Source organism: Methylorubrum sp. POS3, assembly GCF_043352485.1.
Classification (GTDB): domain Bacteria; phylum Pseudomonadota; class Alphaproteobacteria; order Rhizobiales; family Beijerinckiaceae; genus Methylobacterium; species Methylobacterium suomiense.
Window position 1 is genome coordinate 1799999 of the sequence record NZ_JAPRBT010000001.1, and the last position, 19219, is coordinate 1819217.

General features: G+C 68.6%; 16 protein-coding genes. 9 read left to right on the forward strand and 7 right to left on the reverse strand.

What is annotated here, in order from left to right:
- Positions 1-86 precede the first annotated feature (86 nt).
- Positions 87-2228 (forward strand): sensor histidine kinase, encoded by a 2142-nt coding sequence (locus tag OWC43_RS08645; protein ID WP_393958520.1) that lies wholly within the window; start codon positions 87-89, stop codon positions 2226-2228.
- 101 nt (positions 2229-2329) lie between these two features.
- Here OWC43_RS08645 and OWC43_RS08650 read toward each other — a convergent pair whose 3' ends face one another.
- The 4 genes from OWC43_RS08650 to OWC43_RS08665 all read right to left on the reverse strand — a co-directional run bounded on the left by OWC43_RS08650 (position 2330) and on the right by OWC43_RS08665 (position 7461).
- A complete protein-coding gene (locus OWC43_RS08650) occupies positions 2330-3166 on the reverse strand; it encodes an aldo/keto reductase (protein WP_393956363.1) in 837 nt (278 codons plus the stop codon).
- Positions 3167-3275: 109 nt separating this feature from the next.
- The gene (locus OWC43_RS08655; protein ID WP_137830340.1) at positions 3276-4067 is read right to left on the reverse strand and encodes a Crp/Fnr family transcriptional regulator; all 792 of its coding nucleotides are present in this window, start codon (positions 4065-4067) and stop codon (positions 3276-3278) included.
- 58 nt (positions 4068-4125) lie between these two features.
- Positions 4126-5655 carry a glycogen synthase GlgA gene (gene glgA / locus OWC43_RS08660; RefSeq protein ID WP_137830341.1) on the reverse strand — a complete coding sequence of 510 codons (1530 nt, stop codon included), beginning with the start codon at positions 5653-5655 and terminating at the stop codon, positions 4126-4128.
- A gap of 189 nt (positions 5656-5844) precedes the next feature.
- Positions 5845-7461, reverse strand: coding sequence for an alpha-amylase family glycosyl hydrolase (locus OWC43_RS08665; RefSeq protein ID WP_393956364.1), 1617 nt, complete (start codon positions 7459-7461; stop codon positions 5845-5847).
- Positions 7462-7797: 336 nt separating this feature from the next.
- Here OWC43_RS08665 and OWC43_RS08670 point away from each other — a divergent pair, with 336 nt between their 5' ends.
- Complete coding sequence (locus OWC43_RS08670; protein WP_137830343.1) at positions 7798-10332, forward strand: glycogen/starch/alpha-glucan phosphorylase; 2535 nt, start codon at positions 7798-7800, stop codon at positions 10330-10332.
- Between the two features lie 266 nt (positions 10333-10598).
- On the opposite strand, the gene OWC43_RS08675 is transcribed toward OWC43_RS08670, so the two are convergent.
- Complete coding sequence (locus OWC43_RS08675; RefSeq protein ID WP_393956366.1) at positions 10599-10781, reverse strand: hypothetical protein; 183 nt, start codon at positions 10779-10781, stop codon at positions 10599-10601.
- A gap of 270 nt (positions 10782-11051) precedes the next feature.
- Here OWC43_RS08675 and OWC43_RS08680 point away from each other — a divergent pair, with 270 nt between their 5' ends.
- From OWC43_RS08680 to OWC43_RS08700, 5 genes are all read left to right on the forward strand, one after another.
- Entirely contained in the window at positions 11052-12500 is a 1449-nt protein-coding gene (locus tag OWC43_RS08680) for a homospermidine synthase (protein ID WP_393956367.1), read from the forward strand.
- 74 nt (positions 12501-12574) lie between these two features.
- On the forward strand, positions 12575-13135 hold the full coding sequence (locus OWC43_RS08685) for a Uma2 family endonuclease (protein WP_393956368.1): 561 nt from the start codon (positions 12575-12577) through the stop codon (positions 13133-13135).
- A 63-nt stretch (positions 13136-13198) separates the two neighbouring features.
- Complete coding sequence (locus tag OWC43_RS08690; protein WP_393956369.1) at positions 13199-13765, forward strand: Uma2 family endonuclease; 567 nt, start codon at positions 13199-13201, stop codon at positions 13763-13765.
- 16 nt (positions 13766-13781) lie between these two features.
- Positions 13782-14123: a hypothetical protein gene (locus tag OWC43_RS08695; RefSeq protein WP_393956370.1), complete on the forward strand. Its 342-nt coding sequence runs from the start codon at positions 13782-13784 to the stop codon at positions 14121-14123.
- A gap of 5 nt (positions 14124-14128) precedes the next feature.
- The gene (locus OWC43_RS08700; RefSeq protein WP_393956371.1) at positions 14129-14980 is read left to right on the forward strand and encodes a DUF1206 domain-containing protein; all 852 of its coding nucleotides are present in this window, start codon (positions 14129-14131) and stop codon (positions 14978-14980) included.
- A 153-nt stretch (positions 14981-15133) separates the two neighbouring features.
- Here the strand turns inward: OWC43_RS08700 and OWC43_RS08705 are convergent, their stop codons facing one another.
- A complete protein-coding gene (locus tag OWC43_RS08705; protein ID WP_393956372.1) occupies positions 15134-15652 on the reverse strand; it encodes a hypothetical protein in 519 nt (172 codons plus the stop codon).
- Positions 15653-15982: 330 nt separating this feature from the next.
- Here OWC43_RS08705 and OWC43_RS08710 point away from each other — a divergent pair, with 330 nt between their 5' ends.
- Positions 15983-17947 carry a polysaccharide biosynthesis protein gene (locus tag OWC43_RS08710; protein ID WP_393956373.1) on the forward strand — a complete coding sequence of 655 codons (1965 nt, stop codon included), beginning with the start codon at positions 15983-15985 and terminating at the stop codon, positions 17945-17947.
- A gap of 19 nt (positions 17948-17966) precedes the next feature.
- Here the strand turns inward: OWC43_RS08710 and OWC43_RS08715 are convergent, their stop codons facing one another.
- On the reverse strand, positions 17967-18311 hold the full coding sequence (locus OWC43_RS08715; protein ID WP_393956374.1) for an ArsR/SmtB family transcription factor: 345 nt from the start codon (positions 18309-18311) through the stop codon (positions 17967-17969).
- Between the two features lie 107 nt (positions 18312-18418).
- On the opposite strand from OWC43_RS08715, the gene OWC43_RS08720 reads away from it, so the two are divergent.
- Entirely contained in the window at positions 18419-19165 is a 747-nt protein-coding gene (locus OWC43_RS08720; protein ID WP_393956375.1) for a glucose 1-dehydrogenase, read from the forward strand.
- Positions 19166-19219: the final 54 nt, after the last annotated feature.

Here is a 19219-nt window from a genome sequence, read left to right on the forward strand (position 1 = left end):
AGCCGTCGGCGGGGAGGGGCTCCGCTCCGGCGGAGCCCGCGGCGGCTGCCCCGGTCCGCGCGCCGCGGGAGGCGGGCCTTCGCCGCCTGCTGGCGCGGCTCGGCCAACGTGGCTTCTCCACGCAATTCTACCTGATCATGCTGGTGATCGCGCTGATCGGCCCGGGGCTGATCTTCACCGCGATCCTGCTCGCCCGCTACGCCGCGACGGAGCGCGCCCGCTTCGAGCAGGACGCCCGGGAGAACGTGCGCGGCATCGCGCTCTCGATCGACCGCGACACCGCCGGCCTCGTCTCGGTGCTCCAGACGCTCGCGACCTCGCCCCGGCTCAAGGACGGCGAGTTCACCAATTTCGAGAACCAGGCGCGTCTGGTGCGCGACGCCACCGGCCTCGACATCGTGCTCCGCCGCCTCGACGGCCAGCAGATCGTCAACACCGCCCTGCCGACGGGCGCGCCGCTCCCGGTCACCACCCTGCCGGTGGACCACGAACTCCGCGCCAGCGGGCAGCGCTCGATGGTGACGGGCTATCTCGCGGGGGCGACTCCCGATCAGGCGTCCTACGCGGTCGCCGTGCCGGTGCGGATCGACGACGCCGTCACCTACCTCCTCAGCTTCGCCGTGCCGGTGAGCCGCATCGAGGGCATCCTCGCCCGCGAGCAGGTGCGGGGCTGGGTCTCGGGCGTGTCCGACCGCGACGGCATCGTGCTGGCGCGCCTGCCCGAACTGCCCGGCGTGATCGGACGCCCGCGATTGGCGACCCTCCGTCAGAAAACGACCGGCACCCCCGGGGTCTGGGAGGGCCGCGACCGCGCCTTCAAGCCCGTCACCGTGGTGGAGGCGCGCTCGCGGCTCAACGGCTGGACCGCGGCGGCGAGCATTCCGCGGGAACTCGTGGACGAGCGGCTCCACCGCTGGCTCTGGGCCTTCAGCGGGTTCGGCCTGCTCGTGCTCGCGACCTCCTCGGTGCTCGCGGTGCATCTCTGGTCGCGGGTGTCCAAGCCGCTCCGCCAGCTCGCGGCCTCCGGTCCGGCCCTCGCCCGCGGGCAGGCGATCCCGCGCATCGCCTCGCCGATCCACGAGATCCGCCGGCTCGGCGACGTGCTGTCGGAGGCCTCCCTTCGCTTGCGCACCCGCAGTGAGGAGCGTGACCGGGCCCTGGCCGAGACCCAGCGCGGCCTCTCGGCCCTCAAGGAGAGCGAGGCCCGCTTCCGCCACATGGCCGATTCCGCGCCGGCCCTGATCTGGATGACCGACGAGATCGCTCAGGTGGTCTTCGCCAACATGCATTTCGACCATCTGTTCGGTCGTCCCGCCACCGAGATGGCGGGCTCGGGCTGGGAGTCGATCGTCCATCCACCGGACCTGCCGGTGTTCCTCGCGACCTTCGAGGAGGCGTTCGAGAGCCGCCGGCCGTTCCGGGCGGAGATGCGGGTGATCGACCGGACCGGCGAGATCCGCTGGCTGCGCTGCGAGGGCGTGCCGCGCCTCGACGATGGCGGCACCTTCCTGGGCTTCACCGGGTGCAGCGTCGACGTCACCGACGCCAAGCGCGCCGAGGAGCATCTGCGCCTGCTCATCAACGAGCTGAACCATCGGGTGAAGAACACCCTGGCCACCGTGCAGTCGATCGCGATGCAATCCCTGCGCGGCCTCGACGGCGAGGAGGCGGAGGCCGCCCGCGCGGCCTTCGAAGCGCGGCTCCTCGCCCTCGCCCGCGCCCACGACGTGCTGACCCGCGAGAGCTGGGAGGGCGCCGAACTGAAGACCGTCGTGGCGGATGCGATCCGCCCGCTGGAGGCGGCCGACGGCCAGGAGGCGCGCTTCGCCGTCCTGGGGCCGCGCCTGCGGCTCGCGCCGCGGTTGGCGCTGTCGATCGCCATGGCGCTGCACGAACTCGGCACCAACGCGGTCAAGTACGGCGCCCTCTCGCGCGAGGGCGGCAAGGTGACGATCTCGTGGACCGTGCAGCGCAAGCCCGACCTGCAGCTCTCGCTGCGCTGGAGCGAGGCCGGCGGGCCGCCGGTGAAGCCGCCGACCCGCCGCGGCTTCGGCTCGCGGCTGATCGAGCGCAGCCTCGCCCGCGAACTCGCCGGTACCGTCGAGCTGATCTACGAGCCGGAGGGTGTGGTCTGCACCATCGAGGCACCGGTGCCGCCTCCGGGCCTGCTGGAGCGCAAGGGCGGGACGGAGCTGGCGGCGGCCAAGCCCCTGCCGCTGGCGGGGTAAGCCATCGCGCCGGATGTCGTCTCCGATCCCATACCTTCGGGCGCTCGGAGCATTGGCCCGAACGCCGATGCCGACCTTTCGTGCCGATGCTCTCGGCGGAGTTACTGCAGCGTCGCCGGATCCGGCCCGATCCGCCCATCCGCCCGGTCGAGCCCGGCGATGGCGGTGTGGTCGTCCTCCGTCAGGCTGAAGCCGAATACGTCGAGATTCTCGGAGATCCGAGATGGCGTGGCGGATTTCGGGATCGCCACGAAGCCGTTCTCGACATGCCAGCGCAGGACCACCTGCGCCGCGGTCCGGCCGAGCCGGCCGGCGATGCGTGCGATCACCGGATCATCGAGGATCTGCGCCTTGCCCAGCGGGCTCCAGGCCTCGGTGACGATGCCGAGGCGGGCATGGGCGGCCCGCAGGGCGTGCTGCTGGAAATGCGGATGCAGCTCGATCTGGTTGAGGGCCGGGCTGACACCGGTCTCGGACACGAGGCGGTCGAGCTGTCCCTCGGTGAAGTTCGACACGCCGATCGAGCGGGCCCGGCCCTCCTCACGCAGGCGGATCAGGGCGCGCCAGCTGTCGAGATAGAGCCCGCGATCCGGGCAGGGCCAGTGGATCAGGTAGAGGTCGACCGCCTCGACCGCGAGCCGGGCGAGGCTCGCCTCGAAGGCGTGCAGCGTCGCGTCGTAGCCCTGGTCGTCGTTCCAGAGCTTGGTCGTCACGAACACGGCGGAGCGCGGCACGGTGGTCTCGCGCAGGGCGCGTCCGACGCCTGCCTCGTTGCCGTAGACCGACGCCGTGTCGACCGAGCGATAGCCGCTCCCGAGCGCCGTGCCGACCAGGGCGGGCGCCTGTGCCTCTTCGAGCCGATAGACGCCGAAACCGATCTGAGGGATCGCATGCCCGTCGTTCAGCGTGATCTGCGGGACGGGGTCGTGGAATGCCATGAGGCTTGCCTGTGCACGGTCCGAGACGAAGTTCGAAGAGCATCCGGGCATCGGCAATATTTTTCTTGTCGTACAGCCACCCCGCTGCCGGGGCTGGGCTGCGTCAGGATCAGGGCCGGCGGCGCTCGCCCGCCATGCTCGCGCCGGCCTCGTCCTCCTCGCCGGGCTGCCGGATGAGGTGGAGATAGGTCGGGTCGAAGTCGCAGAAGGCCCGCAACCGCCCCACATCCGGCACGTGGAGCCGTCGGTCCTGGAGCCGGACCAAGCCCTCGCTGCGCAGGTCGCGCAGGATGCGGCTCACATGGATCGTGGTGATGCCCAGGATGTCCGCGAGCATCGGCTGGGTCATCGGCATCGCGCAGTCGTTCGGGCCGGCCGCGCCGACGATCTGCTGGCGCAGCAGCAGCTCGCAGAACAGGTGGGCGATGCGCCGGTCGGCGGCGCGCTGGCCCATATTGGCGAGCCATTCCCGCAGGATGCTCTCATCGACGAGCGTCGCCCACCACAGGGCGCGGGCGAGCCGCGAGTCGCGGAAGACCAAGCTGTCGACCTTGTCCTGGGGGACATCGACGACGGTGCAGGCGGTGAGCGCCGCGATGTAGTGATCGGAAGGCCCCAGCACGATCGATTGCAGATCGCAGAAATCACCCGGCATCAGCAGGCCGAGGATCTGGCGCCGTCCGTCCCCGACGAGCTTGTAGCGGAAGGCGAAGCCCTCGACGACGAGATGGACGCCCGCCGCCGGCTCTCCGGCCCGGACGATATCCTGTTGCGGTTCCAGCGTACGCCCCGGGCGGAACAGTCCGGCGAGGAGGGCGCGGTCACCATCGTCGAGATCGACGCCGTGCCGCAGCTTGCGGATCAGCGGATTGCTGCGCGGAATCGCTACGAATGCATCCATGGGCGCACAACGCGGAAGACGCCGCTGCGTTTCGCCGGCGTGCTCCCAAAACGGTCGTTCAGGCCGCCTTCCAACGCCGGGCCGCGTTGTTGCCGAAGGCGCGGGCGTAGAGGCCGCAATAGTTGAGCGCCGCCTGGTCCCAGCCGAACTCGCGCGACATCGCCGTGCGCCGCATAGCGTTGAGCCGCTTCTTCTGGCCGAATGTCGCGAAGGCGCGGGTGATCGCCGAGGTCAGGCCCCGGGGCGAGGCGTCGGCGAAGGTGAAGCCCGTCACCCCGTCCTCGACGGTATCGTTGAGGCCGCCGGTACGGCGCACGATCGGCAGGGAGCCGAAGCGCTGGGCATACATCTGCGCCAGTCCGCAGGGCTCGAAGCGCGACGGCATCAGCAGGAAGTCGCTGCCGGCGAAGATGCGGCGCGCCTCGGTCTCGCGGAAGCCCACATGGACGCCGACATGGTCGGGATGGCGGCCGGCGAGATCGCGCAGGGCTTCCTCGAAGCGGCCCTCGCCCTGGCCGATCACCACCAGCTGACCGCCCTCAGCGACGATGGATTCCGCCGCAGCGATGCTGAGATCGATGCCCTTCTGATGCACGAGGCGGGAGACGATGGCGAAGAGCGGCCCGCGCGAGACCGCCATGCCGAACTGCTTGCGCACCTCGTCGGCATTGGCGCGCTTGCCCTTCCAGTCATCCGCCTCGAACGGCGTGGCCAGATGCGGATCGGTGCGCGGGTCCCAGCTTTCGTCGATCCCGTTGAGGATGCCGGTGAGCCGTCCCTGCGCCGCACGGGTCCGGAGCAATCCATCGAGGCCGCAACCGCCCTCGGGGGTGGTGATCTCGCGGGCGTAGGTGTCGCTCACGGTGGTGACGTGCGAGGCGTGGTAGAGGCCCGCCTTCAGGAACGACAGCTGGCCGTAGAACTCCACCCCGTCCATCTGGAAGGCGTAGTCCGGCGCCCCGATCCGCCCGAGATGCTCGCGCGGAAACAGTCCCTGATAGGCGAGGTTGTGGATCGTCAGGACGCTCGGACGGCGGATGCCGAGCCAAGCCATGTAGGCCGGTGCCAGGGCGGTCTGCCAATCGTTGAGATGCAGGAGGTCGGCCGACCAGAAGGGGTCGAGGCCGGCGGCCAGTTCGGCGGCGGCGCGGCCGAGGCGGGCGAAGCGCAGGTCGTTGTCGCCGAAATCGCCGCGCGCATCGCCGTAAGGCGTGCCATCGCGTACGTAGAGATCGGGAGCGATCAGCACGTAGACGCCGAGTCCGTCCGGGGTCGTGCCGTAGCCGAGATCGCAGGCCGGCACGCCCGCAAAGGCGCCGAGCCGGGCCACGATGGTGAGACCCTGCAGTCCGGCCAGTACGCTGGCATAACCGGGGATCAGCACCCGCACATCGTAGTGACGCCGCAGGGCACGCGGCAGCGCACCCGCGACCTCGCCGAGGCCGCCGGTCTTCACGAAATCCGCCATTTCCGGCGTGGCGTAGAGAATGCGGGGGAGAAGGGAGCGTTCGTTCTGAAGTTCGGAGCCGAATGCGGAGTGCGTCGGTAACTCGGCAGCGAGCCGCTCGCCGAGATCCACATACGCCATCGGCTCGCCCCCACGCACCTGACGACGTCTACGAACCGGTTCGTTCGCTACCGCCGCGCTCAGCATCACAATGCTCCGGAAGGGCTTCTGTTCCGTTGCATCGCACAATTCAGGCCATGTTCAGATTAACATTCGCCGCCAGACGTCTGCGGTTGCGTCATGGAACTCATGCGTTGCGCGCGGGCATCATCAGCTGGACGGATGCGCACGCAGAACCACGCCCTCGTCGGGAGACAAGTGCAGCACGTTGCCGGTCGCCTCGCCCGCGCGTCCCGGTCGGGTCGAGAGCAGGACGCTCCAGGTCTCCTGCTTGGCCGCATCGTCCTCGAGGGGAATACTCCGTTCGACGCTCCCGAAATTGAGCAGGATGCGCAAGGTTTCGTCACCCTCGAATCGCTCGTAGGCAAACACTTCGGTGGCAAGGCTGGGGGGGAGGGGGACGTTCCGCCAGCCGCCGACCGACAAGGCGGGATGATCGCGGCGCAGCGACAGCAGGCGTCGGTAGAGGGTCAGGATCGAGCGGGAATCGTCTCGCATCGCATCGACGTTGCGCCGCTCGGCATCCTCCGTCTGCGGCAGCCACGGCTCGACGGCACTGAAGCCGGCATGCCGGCTGTCGTCCCACTGCATCGGCGTGCGCACCGGGTCACGTCCGTGGCCGGGCTCGTTGCGTTCCCAGGGATCCTGCACGCGGTCCGGGGGGATCGGCACGTGACCGAGGCCGATCTCGTCGCCGTAATACAGCGTCGGCGTCCCACGCAGCGTCAGGAGCAGCATGGCGGCGACCCGCGCCTGCGCATCGCCGACACGGGCGGCGATGCGGGGGCGGTCGTGGTTGCCGAGCACCCAATTGGGCCAGCCGCCCTCGGGGAGCGCCGCCTCGTATTCCGCCACCAGGGCGGCAACGGCATCGGCCTGCCAGGGTGTTTCGAGAAGCTGGAAGTTGAACGGCAGGTCGGCCGCTTCCAAATCCGGACCGTAATAGGTCACGAGCCTCTCGACCGGCAGGTAGATTTCGCCGATCAGCACCCGCTCGCCGAACTCCCGAAGCACGGCGCGCATGCCGCTGATCACCTCGATCACCTCCGGCCGATCGCAGGAATACACCTGGGAGAACCGGTTGATGCCGGGCTGATGCGGCGCGAAGTCCGGGTTCTGCGGATTGTCGCGGAATCCCTCGTCCTTGATGAGGTGCCAGATCACGTCGACGCGAAAGCCGTCGACGCCCCGCTCCAGCCAGAAGCGCAGCACGTCGTGCATCGCCGCGCGCACCTCCGGATTGCGCCAGTTGAGGTCCGGCTGCTCGGCGAGGAAGGCGTGGTAGTAATATTGGCCGCTCGCCTCGTCCCGGGTCCAAGCCGGTCCGCCGAAATTCGAGAGCCAGTTGTTGGGCGGTCCGCCATCCGGCGCCGGATCGCGCCAGAGATACCAGTCGCGCTTCGGATTCTCGCGGCTCGCCCGGCTTTCGGCGAACCAGGGATGCGCGATCGAGGAATGGTTCGGGACGAAATCGAGGATGACTTTGAGCTTGCGCCGATGCGCCTCGGCGATCAGCGCATCGAAATCCTCGAGGGTGCCGAAGAGCGGATCGACCGCCCGGTAATCGGCCACATCGTAGCCGAAATCGGCCATCGGCGAGCGGTAGAACGGCGAGATCCACACCGCATCGACGCCGAGCCAGGCGAGGTGCTCGAGCCGCGCGGTGATGCCGGGCAGATCGCCCACACCGTCGCCGTTCGTGTCCTGAAACGAGCGCGGATAGACCTGATAGACGGTCCCGGTCTTCCACCAGATCGTCTCGGGCATCGAACCTCCCGGGCGTCGGCACCGGGGTCGTCCCAAGATGGGACGCCATCGGTACACTTTCTTACAAGTGGGGTAGGGCCGTTCAGCTAGTCTTCAAGTGAGAGGGCTCAATTCGCGGTCTGGGTCCCTGCGAAACCGGGGATCTTGTGTCAACCAGGACACAGCCTCACGGGCACGGCGCTTGCAAAGGCGATCTCGGCCCGATGTATCTCGACAAGTCTCTGCATCCGCAACACCGTGCGGGCGCAGGGCCGTCGGTCCTCGTCCCGCCACAAGAAGCGGGCAGGGTACGATGCATTTCCGATCAAATCGGCTGCGACGAAGGGGGTTAGTCCAGTGCTGAACGAAACTTTGTCCGTTCTCGTTCGGAACGGCGAAGCGGATACATCCGCTTCTTCCTCGAAATCGGTCAAGGCCGCCGCCACATATGTGAAGCCGCGCCACGCCGATGATCGCGATCCCGTGGTCGCGCTGCGCGAGGATATCCGCGCCAAGCTCATCTACGTGCTCGGCAAGACCCCGGAGAGCGCGCGCGACCGCGATTGGTTCGCCGCGACCGCGCTGGCGCTGCGCGACCGGATCGTCGATGCCTGCCACGAGGGGCAGGCCGGCACCGTGCCGGACAAGCGCGTCTATTATCTCTCGCTCGAATTCCTCATCGGCCGGCTTCTGTCGGACGCGATGAACAATCTCGGCCTCGTCGAGGCCACCAAGCAGGCCCTGCGCGATCTCGGCGTCGACCTGAACGAGGTCGAGGGGGCCGAACCCGACGCCGCCCTCGGCAATGGCGGTCTCGGGCGGCTCGCCGCCTGCTTCATGGAGAGCATGGCGAGCCTCTCGATCCCCGCGATCGGCTACGGCATCCGCTACGACCACGGCATCTTCCGTCAATCGCTGGAGGATGGCTGGCAGCGCGAGGCGCCGGAGACGTGGCTCTCCGAGGGCAATCCGTGGGAATTCGCCCGCCAGGAATCGACCTACAAGATCGGTTTCGGCGGCCACGTCACCATGACGAGCCACGGCGATCACCATATCCGCCGCCACTGGCACCCGGCCGAGACCGTCAACGCGGTGGCCTACGACATTCCGGTCGTCGGCTGGCGCGGTCAACACGTCAACATGCTGCGCTTATGGAAGGCGGAGTCGGACGCCCCCGTCGAACTCGCCCGCTTCAACGCCGGCGACCATGTCGGCGCGGTGGCGGGGCGCGCCCGGGCCGAGGCGATCTCGCGGGTGCTCTACCCGAGCGATTCCTCCGCCGAGGGTCAGGAACTGCGTCTGCGCCAGGAATACTTCTTCACCTCCGCCTCGCTGCAGGACCTCGTGCGCCGGCACGTCGCCGAGCGCGGCTCCCTGCGCACCCTGCCCGACCACGCTGCGATCCAGCTCAACGACACGCACCCGGCCATCGCGGTGCCGGAGCTGATGCGCATCCTGCTCGAGGAGCACGACTTCCTCTGGGAGGAGGCGTGGCAGGTCACCTCCAACACCCTGCACTACACCAACCACACCCTGCTGCCCGAGGCGCTGGAGACCTGGCCGGTGGAGCTGATGGAGCGGCTGCTGCCGCGCCACATGCAGATCATCTACCTGATCAACTGGCTGCATCTCGAAGCCCAGAGCAAGAACGCCAAGGGGGGCGCTGCCCACATCGCCGCCGTCTCGCTCATCGACGAGTCGCACGGACGGCGCGTGCGCATGGGACCGCTGGCCTTCCACGGCTCCCGGCGGGTCAACGGCGTCTCGGCGCTGCACAGCGAGTTGCTGAAATCGACGGTGTTCAAGGATCTCCACGAGATCGAGCCCGAGAAGATCATCAACAAGACCAACGGCATCACCTTCCGCCGCTGGCTGCACAACGCCAATCCCGAACTGACGGCGCTCGCCGTCGAGACGATCGGCGCGGGCGTGCTCGACGATCCGACCGAACTCACCAAGCTCGTGCCCTATGCCGACGATGCGGAGTTCCGCACGCGCTACGCGGCGATGCGCAAGCTGCGCAAGAAGCGTCTCGCCCAGGTGATCGCCGAGCGCACCGGCATCGCGGTCGATCCGACCGCCCTGTTCGACGTGCAGATCAAGCGCATCCACGAGTACAAGCGCCAGCTCCTCAACCTCGTCGAGACGGTGGCCCTCTACCAAGCGATCAAGAAGGCGCCGCACAAGGATTGGACGCCTCGCGTCAAGATCTTCGCCGGCAAGGCGGCGCCAAGCTACGTTCAGGCCAAGCTCATCATCAAGCTCGCGGGCGACATCGCCAAGGTCGTCAACGAGGATCCGGATGTCGGCAATCGGCTGAAGGTGGTGTTCCTGCCGAACTATTCGGTGAGTCTCGCCGAGGTGATCATCCCGGCTGCCGACCTTTCCGAGCAGATCTCGACCGCCGGCATGGAGGCCTCGGGCACGGGCAACATGAAGCTCGCGCTCAACGGCGCGCTCACCGTCGGTACGCTCGACGGCGCCAATATCGAGATCAAGGATCACGTTGGGGCGGAGAACATCTTTATCTTCGGCCTCGACGCCGAAGGCGTGCTGCAGCGCATCGACGAGCCGGCCTACGCCAACAAGGCGATCTCGGCCTCGCCCCGTCTCGCCGCCGCGCTCGATGCCATCGGCAGCGGTGTCTTCTCGCCGGACGAGCCGCGCCGCTTCGCGCCGCTCATCGACGAGTTGCGCCACCGCGATCGCTACCTGACCACCGTCGATTTCGATGATTACTGGCGCGTCCAGCGCGAGATCGACGCCGCGTGGCGCCGTCCGGCTCAGTGGTGGCGCACCGCCATCCTCAACACCGCCCGGATGGCGTGGTTCTCCTCCGACCGCTCCATGCGGGAATATGCGGAGGAGATCTGGCAGGTGAAGCTCGACTGACGCTCACGTCTCGATCGGAAACGCGAAGCGGGCAGGGGAGGCGGGTGCCTTTCCTGCCCGTTTCATATCCAAGGCTCTCCCACCCATCCCCCTCATCCTCAGGTACCGCGAAGCGGCCCCGAAGGAGGTCTCCAGGGATCGTGCGGCTGGCTGGAGCCCTTCTTCGAGGCTCCGCCTTCGGCGACGCCCCTCAGGGGCAGGGGGATTGGGTTGGATAGGCCTACGATACTGCCGATCCATCGGCCGTGCCGTGCCTTCCGAGAGAATCAGCGAGCGTTGTGCGGCCAGGCCGTGGCCGAGGCGAACAGGCCGATCCCTTCGCCCGCGCGACCACCCGCAGATCGACGGGCGCTGCGGACGAGGGCGGCGAGGAGGGTGATGATGCCCGGATCGCGGTCGATCGTCTCGACCTCCGGGTTTACGGGCTGGGCGGTCAGAATGGTCAGCATGGGCTCGGATCCCCTGTGCGGCTTGGATCCTGGGCGTCGCTCCCTTGTTGCGGTGCAATATAGGCGCTTCTCCGATGGGCGCGCCCCATGGGATGTCCGCCGCAGACCTGCATGCAGGTCATGCCGACGCGCCGAGACCTTCACAGTTTTGCAATGTTCTCCTGTCTCGCCCTGTTGACCGCGTGGCGCCGAACCGTCATCCGCTCGTCACTTCCAGGCATCACTGACGCCGCTCTCATACGACGAGCAGCCCGACGAGGAGGGTTCCACATGTCCGACGGTCAGCAGAAGGATTGGCCCGTCCACGGCCACATCACCGGTCCGATCGTGATGATCGGCTTCGGTTCGATCGGTCGCGGCACGCTTCCCCTGATCGAGCGGCATTTCACCTACGACAAGAACCGTTTCACGGTGGTCGAGCCCTCCGACGCGCACAAGGCTCTCGCCGAGCAGCACGGCCTGCGCTTCGAGCAGGTGGCGCTGACGAAGGAAAACTACCGCGATGTCCTGACCCCCCTTCTCACCGAGGGCGGCGGCCAGGGCTTCTGCGTGAACCTCTCGGTCGACACCTCGTCGCGCGACATCCTCGAGCTCTGCCGCGAACTCGGTGCGCTCTACATCGACACCGTGGCCGAGCCCTGGTCGGGCTTCTATTTCGACAAGTCTGCGAGTCAGGCCGACCGCACCAACTACGCGCTGCGGGAGAACATTCTCGACGCCCGTCGTGCGTCGCCGGGCGGCCCGACCGCGGTGTCGTGCTGCGGCGCCAATCCCGGCATGGTGTCCTGGTTCGTCAAGCAGGCGCTCCTGAACATCGCCAAGGATACCGGCGTCACCGATCCCGAGCCCAAGACCCGCGAGGAATGGGCCGCGCTGATGCACAAGGTCGGCGTGAAGGGTGTCCATATCGCCGAGCGCGACACCCAGCGGGCCAAGCATCCCAAGCCCATGGGCGTGTTCGTCAACACGTGGTCGGTCGAGGGCTTCGTCTCCGAGGGCAACCAGCCGGCGGAGCTCGGCTGGGGCACGCACGAGACCTGGAAGCCGGCGAATGCCGAGGGCCAGACCAAGGGCTCGCGCTGCGCGATCTTCCTGCTCCAGCCCGGCGCCGACACCCGCGTCCGCACCTGGGTGCCCACCGTCGGCGCGCAGTTCGGCTTCCTCGTCACCCACAACGAGGCGATCTCGATCGCCGACTACTACACCGTGCGCGAGAACGGTGAGGCGGTCTACCGCCCGACCTGCCACTACGCCTACCACCCGGCCAACGACGCCGTCCTCTCGCTCCACGAGATGTGGGGCAATGCCGGCAAGGTGCAGGAGACGCAGCATATTCTCGACGAGAACGAGATCGTCGACGGCATCGACGAGCTCGGCGTGCTGCTCTACGGCCACGAGAAGAACGCCTATTGGTACGGCTCGCAGCTCTCCATCGAGGAAACCCGCCGCGTCGCCCCCTACCAGAACGCGACGGGCCTTCAGGTGACCAGCGCCGTGCTCGCCGGCATGGTCTGGGCCCTGGAGAACCCGGAGGCCGGCATCGTCGAGGCCGACGAGATCGATTTCCGCCGCTGCCTCGAGGTGCAGACGCCGTATCTCGGCCCGGTCGTCGGGGTCTACACCGACTGGACCCCGCTCACCGACCGCCCCGGCCTGTTCCCCGAGGACATCGACACGAGCGATCCCTGGCAGTTCCGCAACGTGCTGGTCCACCGCTGAGGTGAGACGGGGCCGCCCGCGACAGGGCGGCCCCGCGATGCTACGCTGCAGGTCTTGTGGCGGAGGCTCGGGCGATGGCTGTTGCGGTTCGGCGCGACACCCGTATGCGGGTGGCCGAATACAAGGAATGGGTGGCCGCCCGGCCCGAAGGTGAGCGCTGGGAGCTGATCGACGGCGCGCCGGTGATGATGGCGCCCGCCAAGGATCGACATCACCGCATCGTCTACAACCTTCTTCGCGCGCTCGGCGACCTCGCTGATCCACGGGGATGCTGGGCGCAAACCGGCCTCGCTGTCTTAAGCGAAGCTATGGACGATTACGCTCCGATCCCGGATGTTCTTGTCCGCTGTGGGACTGAGCTGCCGGACGGCTACGCTCAAGATCCGCTGCTATTGGCTGAAGTGCTTTCGCCTTCCACCATGATCAACGATCGCGGCTTCAAAGCAGCCTTCTATCAGTCGATCCCGTCCCTTCGGACGCTTCTTCTGATCTATCAGGACGAGGCGCGGGTAGAGGTCTGGCGGCGTGAGGCCGAGTGGACCATGACGATCGCCGGCCCCGGCGAGACGATCGCGCTGCCCGAACTCGGCGGCTCTCTCTCGGTCGCGGACGTCTATGCGCGTCTCGCCGTGTGAGCGGCGCCGGTTTGCCGAGGCCCGGCCGGGTGCTAGCATCCCGCGTGGTCTCGGAGGCCCTCGATGGCGCTTGCGGTTCGGCGCGACCCCGGCATGGGCGTTGTGGAGTATCGGGATTGGGTCGCGGATCGGCCCGACGAGGAGCGCTGGGAGCTCATCGACGGAGAACCCATGCTCATGGCGCCGCCGAGCGAGCGGCATCAGGAGATCGTCCTGAACCTCGCGCGGAAACTGTCTGATTTGGGTCGCGATCGGGGATGCCGTGCCGTGCCTGGGATTGCGGTGGTGAGCGACGCCATGGACAACTTCGCTCCGATCCCGGACATCGTCGTGCGATGTGGACCGCGCCGGTCCGACGGCTACGCCCGCGATCCCGTCCTCGTGGCCGAGGTGCTCTCGCCCTCGACCATGAGCCGCGACCGCGGCCGCAAAACCGATTTCTATCGTAGCATCGCCTCGCTTCGGGTGTTCCTGATCGTCTATCAGGACGAGCCGCGCATCGAAGCGTGGCGCCGAGAAGCGTGTGGGGATTGGACGAAGCAGGCCCGTGGCCCCGGCGAGACGATCGATCTGCCTGAACTCGGCGGCCGGCTCGCCGTTGCCGACATCTATGACGACATCGACTTCTGACGCGAGCGGTCCGCCCTTGCCCCATTTCGAAGATTTCTACGCCAACAAGCTGCGCGGCTCCCTCGGCGTCACCGACGCCGAATCCGTGCTCGACCTGCGCAAGGCCAACCGCCCGACGGCGGAGGCCTCGATCGGCGACATGCTGGAGCGCAGCCGCTTCGCCAAGGGCAAGACGGTGGCGGTGCGCCTCGCCGCACCGCCGGAGGGCGGGGGCGAAACCCTGTTCCAGCCGGTCGGGCGCCTGCTGCTGGACGCCAAGCGACGGGGTTGGATCGAGCGCCTGCAGACCTTGCCGGCGGGCGACGGGCTCGGCTTCTACGTGGCGCTGGCGGGCAAGCCCGCGCGTGAGCGCGACTGACCCGGATGGCCTGGAGTCGGAACGACAACGCCCTCGAACATCTCGCCCGCTTCGGCTTCGGAGCGCGCGGTCTCGTCTATTGCGTCGTGGGCGTCCTTGCCCTGCTCGCGGCGCTCGGCCAAGGCGGCGCGGCCGGTGACAGCAAAGGCGCGCTGCGGGCCGTGCTCGGCGGGCCGTTCGGTGCCGTCGTGGTCGGGCTGATCGCCCTCGGTCTCGCGGGATTTGCGCTCTGGCGCCTCGTCGAGGGCGTCACCGATGCCGACCATCGTGGCAATGCGCCCAAGGCGCTGGCGGTGCGGGGAGCGCACCTGATCAGCGCCGTCGTCTATGCCGGCCTCGCCCTCACCGCCGGCCGGCTCGCCTTCGGCATCGGCCGAGCCTCCGCCGGCGGGGACGGGGTGCAGGACTGGACCGCGTGGCTCCTGCGCCAGCCCTTCGGGCCCTGGCTCGTCGGGCTCGCGGCTCTGGGCGTGGCGGCGGCCGGGTTCGCCTACGCAGCCAAGGCCTGGAAGGGCAATGTGACCGACCGGCTGTCGCTGCCCGGCGACGGCGAGCGCTGGGCGAAGCCCGTCGGCCGGTTCGGCTACGCGGCGCGCGCCGTCGTGTTCCTCATCATCGCGGGCTTCCTCGCCACCGCCGCCTGGACGCAGGGGCCGTCCGAGGCGCACGGCCTGTCCGGTGCCTTCGCCGCGCTGAGGGCGCAGCCCTATGGCTGGGTGCTGCTCGCGGTCGTTGCCGCGGGCCATTTCGCCTTCGGCGCCTTCGGCCTGATCCAGGCGCGCTACCGCCACATCGACGCGCCGGACATGGGGGATGCGGACGCCGCGCTGGCCCGGGCGAAGCGCGCGGTCGGGTGAACCGGGCGCCCACGCCGAACTTCGAAGCGGGTGCCGAAAGGCTTCGTGTGGGCGTGGTGGGCCGTACCGATGATGCGTGACCCTTCGCGCCGGCTATCGGCCAATGGAAAGGGCCGCCCGAGGGCGGCCCTGATCGTCGTCGCTGGGAAGCGCTCAGTACCCGTAGGCACCGTAGCCGCCGTAGCCGTAGACCGGGCGGCGATAGCCGTAACTCTCGTATCCGTCGTCGTAGCCGCCGTAGCCGACCGGAGCGTAACCCCCGTACCCGCCATAGCCACCACCATAGCCGCCGTAGCCTATGGCTGAGCCGAGAGCGAGGCCGCCGAGGAGGCCCAGGCCGAGACTGGAGCCCCGACCGTAACCGCTACGGTAACCACCGTAGCCACCGCGATATCCGCCGCGGTAGCCACCGTAGCCGCCCCGGTATCCTCCGAACCCGCTCCCACGGTAACCACCGCCGTAGCCGCGACCCGCGAAACCGCCGCCGCCGAAGCCGCGACCACCGCCGAAGCCGCGACCGCCACCGAAGCCCCCGCCGCCGCCGTGGAAGCCGCCACCGCCGAAGCCTCCGCGCGCTTCAGCCGGAGCCGCCGCGAGGACGCCGAGACCGAGGAAGGCGCTCGCCGCGAGAGCGGCCTTGCGCATCGTCATGTGATTGTGTGTTTTGCTCATGGTGGTCCAACCCACGCGTTTGGGTTGTGTTCATCGTCCGTGTGACGAAACGCACAGATTATCGGAGCGGGCGCTCACGCACGTCGACATCCTTCTTGCTTGGTCGGGCGAAAGGTTCCGAGGAACCGGGTCGAACGAGACCGCAACTGTTCCGGGAAGTGGTGGCGAGGGCGGCGGATCTCCCCCATCCTGTTCGGATCGGCTGCGCGGGAGCGGAAGCGGACGGTTGGCCCCCTCTCGATGCCAGAACGAAGCACGACCGACGAAGGGGCCGCGTTGACATCCCCCGGAGCGACGTCGATACCGCGGCCCGCATTCACAAAAAGCACCATGCAGAAGCGCACCCTCAAGACGGCGGTGATGGTCGCCCACGATCTGGCCGCCACCGCGGCGGCCGTGGTGCTGACGTTCGTCTTTCGCTTCCAAGGCGAGCTGCTGGCGGAGCGCCTGCATGCCCTGCCGCTGCTGCTCCCGCCGTTCCTGGCCTATGCGGCGCTGATCTACGCGTGGTTCAAGCTTTACCGCACCAAGTGGCGCTTCGCCTCGCTGCCCGATCTCGCCGGCATCGTCCGCGCCGCCAGCGTGATGGCGCTGACGCTGCTCATCCTCGACTACGTGCTGGTCTCGGCGAATCTCTACGGGTTCTACTTCTTCGGCAAGATCGCCATCCTGCTCTACTGGGTCCTGCAGGTCTTCCTGCTCGGCGGTCCCCGCCTCGCCTTTCGCTACCTCAAATACGCCCGATCCCGGCAGAGCCACGCCCGAACCGCCACCACGCCGACGCTGCTGCTCGGGCGGGGCGCCGACATCGAGGTGGTGCTGCGGGCGATCGAGTCGGGCTCGGTCAAGCGGCTCTCTCCCAAGGGGATCCTGTCGCCCCGCGCCGACGAGGCCGGACAGATGATGCGCGGCGTGCCCGTGCTCGGCGGCTTCCGGGATCTGGAGCAGGTGGTGGCCGATCTCGGCAATCGCGGCCTGCCAGTGCGCCGCCTCGTCGCGACGCCGAGCGCCCTGGCGCCGGAATCCGAGCCCGACGACCTGATCGCCCGTGCCCGGCGGCTCGGCCTGCCGCTCGCCCGCGTCACCAGCCTCGGCGAGGGGATGCGGGACGCCGAACTCGCGCCCCTGGAGATCGAGGATCTGCTGCTGCGCCCCACCGTCGCCATCGATCGGCCGCGCCTCGAAGGGTTCCTGGCCGGCGCCCGCGTCGTGGTGACCGGCGGTGGCGGCTCGATCGGCTCGGAGATCTGCGCCCGCGCCGTGGCCTTCGGCGCCTCGGCCCTCCTCGTGATCGAGAATTCGGAGCCGGCGCTGCACGGCGTGCTGAACAGCCCGGCCCTGCTCCAGGCCGAGGCCGAGGTGCAGGGGGCCATCGCCGATATCCGCGACGCCGAGCGGCTCGGCGCGGTCATCGCCGCGTTCCGCCCGACTTATGTGTTCCACGCCGCCGCGCTCAAGCAGGTGCCGTATCTGGAGCGCGACTGGGCCGAGGGCATCAAGACCAACGTGTTCGGCTCGATCAACGTCGCCGCGGCCACCGTGGCGGCGGGGGCCCGGGCGCTCGTGATGATCTCGACCGACAAGGCGATCGAGCCGGTCTCGCAGCTCGGCGTCACCAAGCGCTTCGCCGAGATGGTGGCCCAGGCCCACGATGCGGAGCAGGCAGGCACGGGATCGACCCGCCTCATCGCCGTGCGTTTCGGCAACGTGCTGGGCTCGGTCGGCTCGGTGGTGCCGGTGTTCAAGGCGCAGATCGCCCGCGGCGGCCCGCTCACCGTCACCCATCCCGAGATGGTGCGCTACTTCATGACCGTGCGCGAGGCCTCCGACCTCGTGCTCACCGCCGCCTCCCACGCCGATGCGGAGGGGCGGGGCGCCACGGGCGAGCAGCGTGCGGCGGTCTACGTCCTCAAGATGGGCCAGCCCGTCCGCATCCGGGAACTGGCCGAACGGATGATCCGGCTCGCGGGCTTCGAGCCCGACGAGGATATCGAGATTCAGGTCACCGGCGCGCGGCCGGGGGAGCGCCTGAACGAGATCCTTTTCGCCCGCGAGGAGCCGCGGGTGACGCTCGACGGCATCGACGGGGTGATGGCAGCCAAGCCGGTCTTCGCCGACCGCACCGTTTTGGATGCCTGGATTCTTCGCCTGCGGGAGGCCGTGGCGGCCGGCGACCGGGCGGCGGCCGAGGCGGTGTTCGAAGAGGCGATCCCGGATTTCCGCCATCGGGCGCGCAGCGTTCCGACGGCGGGCGTCCCCTCCGCGCCGACGCAGGCCGTGGCGGCCCCCCTCTAGGTCGATCGGTTCGACGGCCCTAAGTCGGCGCCTCGCACGCCTTCGCCCCGGCATAGGCGTTCATGATCGCCGAGAGCAGACCGGGGAAGCGCGCTTCCACTTCGGCGCAGCGCGAGTGGTTGCGCATCTCCACGCCGTGGCGCTCGGATCGGATCAGTCCCGCCTCGCGCAGCACCTTGAAGTGGCTCGACAGCGACGATCTCGGGATCACCCGGTCGCCGAGCGACGACACGGCTGAACAGGCCTGAACGCAGCCGGCCTGCGTGATGCTGGCAAAGATCGCGGCGCGGGCAGGATCGGCGAGGGCATGCAGGATCGCTTCCGGCCGTACGTCCTCAATCGCAGGGTGAAACAGCGGTCGCATCATTCATCCATATGGGGTCTTGAACCGCGCTCCCTTAGTTCCGAATTTCTGAACTATGGGACAAGGGCGACCGATCCGGTGCCGATCCCCGCGGAAGGGTAACACACATGGCAAAGCTCGATGGCAAGGTCGCCGTGGTGACGGGCGCCTCGAAAGGCATCGGTGCGGCGATCGCCAAGGCGCTGGCACGGGACGGCGCGAAGGTCGTGGTCAATTACGCGTCGAGCAAGGCGGGAGCGGACGCCGTCGTCGCGGCCATCGCGGCGGCCGGCGGCCAAGCGATCGCCGTGCAGGGCGACGTATCCCGGGCCGCCGAGGCGCAGGCTCTGATCGAGGCGGCGGTCGGGCAGTTCGGCCGGCTCGACATTCTCGTCAACAATTCGGGCGTCTACGAATTCGCGCCGATCGAGGAGGTGACCGAGGAGCATTACCGCCGCCTGTTCGACATCAACGTGCTCGGCGTCCTGCTGACGACGCGCGCCGCCGCGCAGCATCTCGGAGAGGGCGGCAGCATCGTCAACATCTCGTCGGCGGCCACCCGCGTCCACATGCCGACCACGGTGGCCTATACGGCGACCAAGGGCGCGCTGAACGCGATCACCGGCGTCCTCGCCAACGAGCTGGCACCGCGGCGGATCCGCGTCAACGGCGTCAGTCCCGGCCTCGTCGTGACCGAAGGAACCCATACGGCCGGCGTCATCGGCTCGGAGATGGAGGCCGGCCTCATCGCGCAGACGCCGCTGGGCCGCGCCGGCCAGCCGGACGATATCGCCGGGGTCGTCGCGTTCCTCGCCTCGGACGACGCCCGCTGGGTGACCGGCGAGGACGTCGTCGCCAGCGGCGGCGTACGCTGATCGAAGGTCTTGCATCGCATCGGCCCGAAAGCCGGCTCTCCCCTTTCGGGCCGA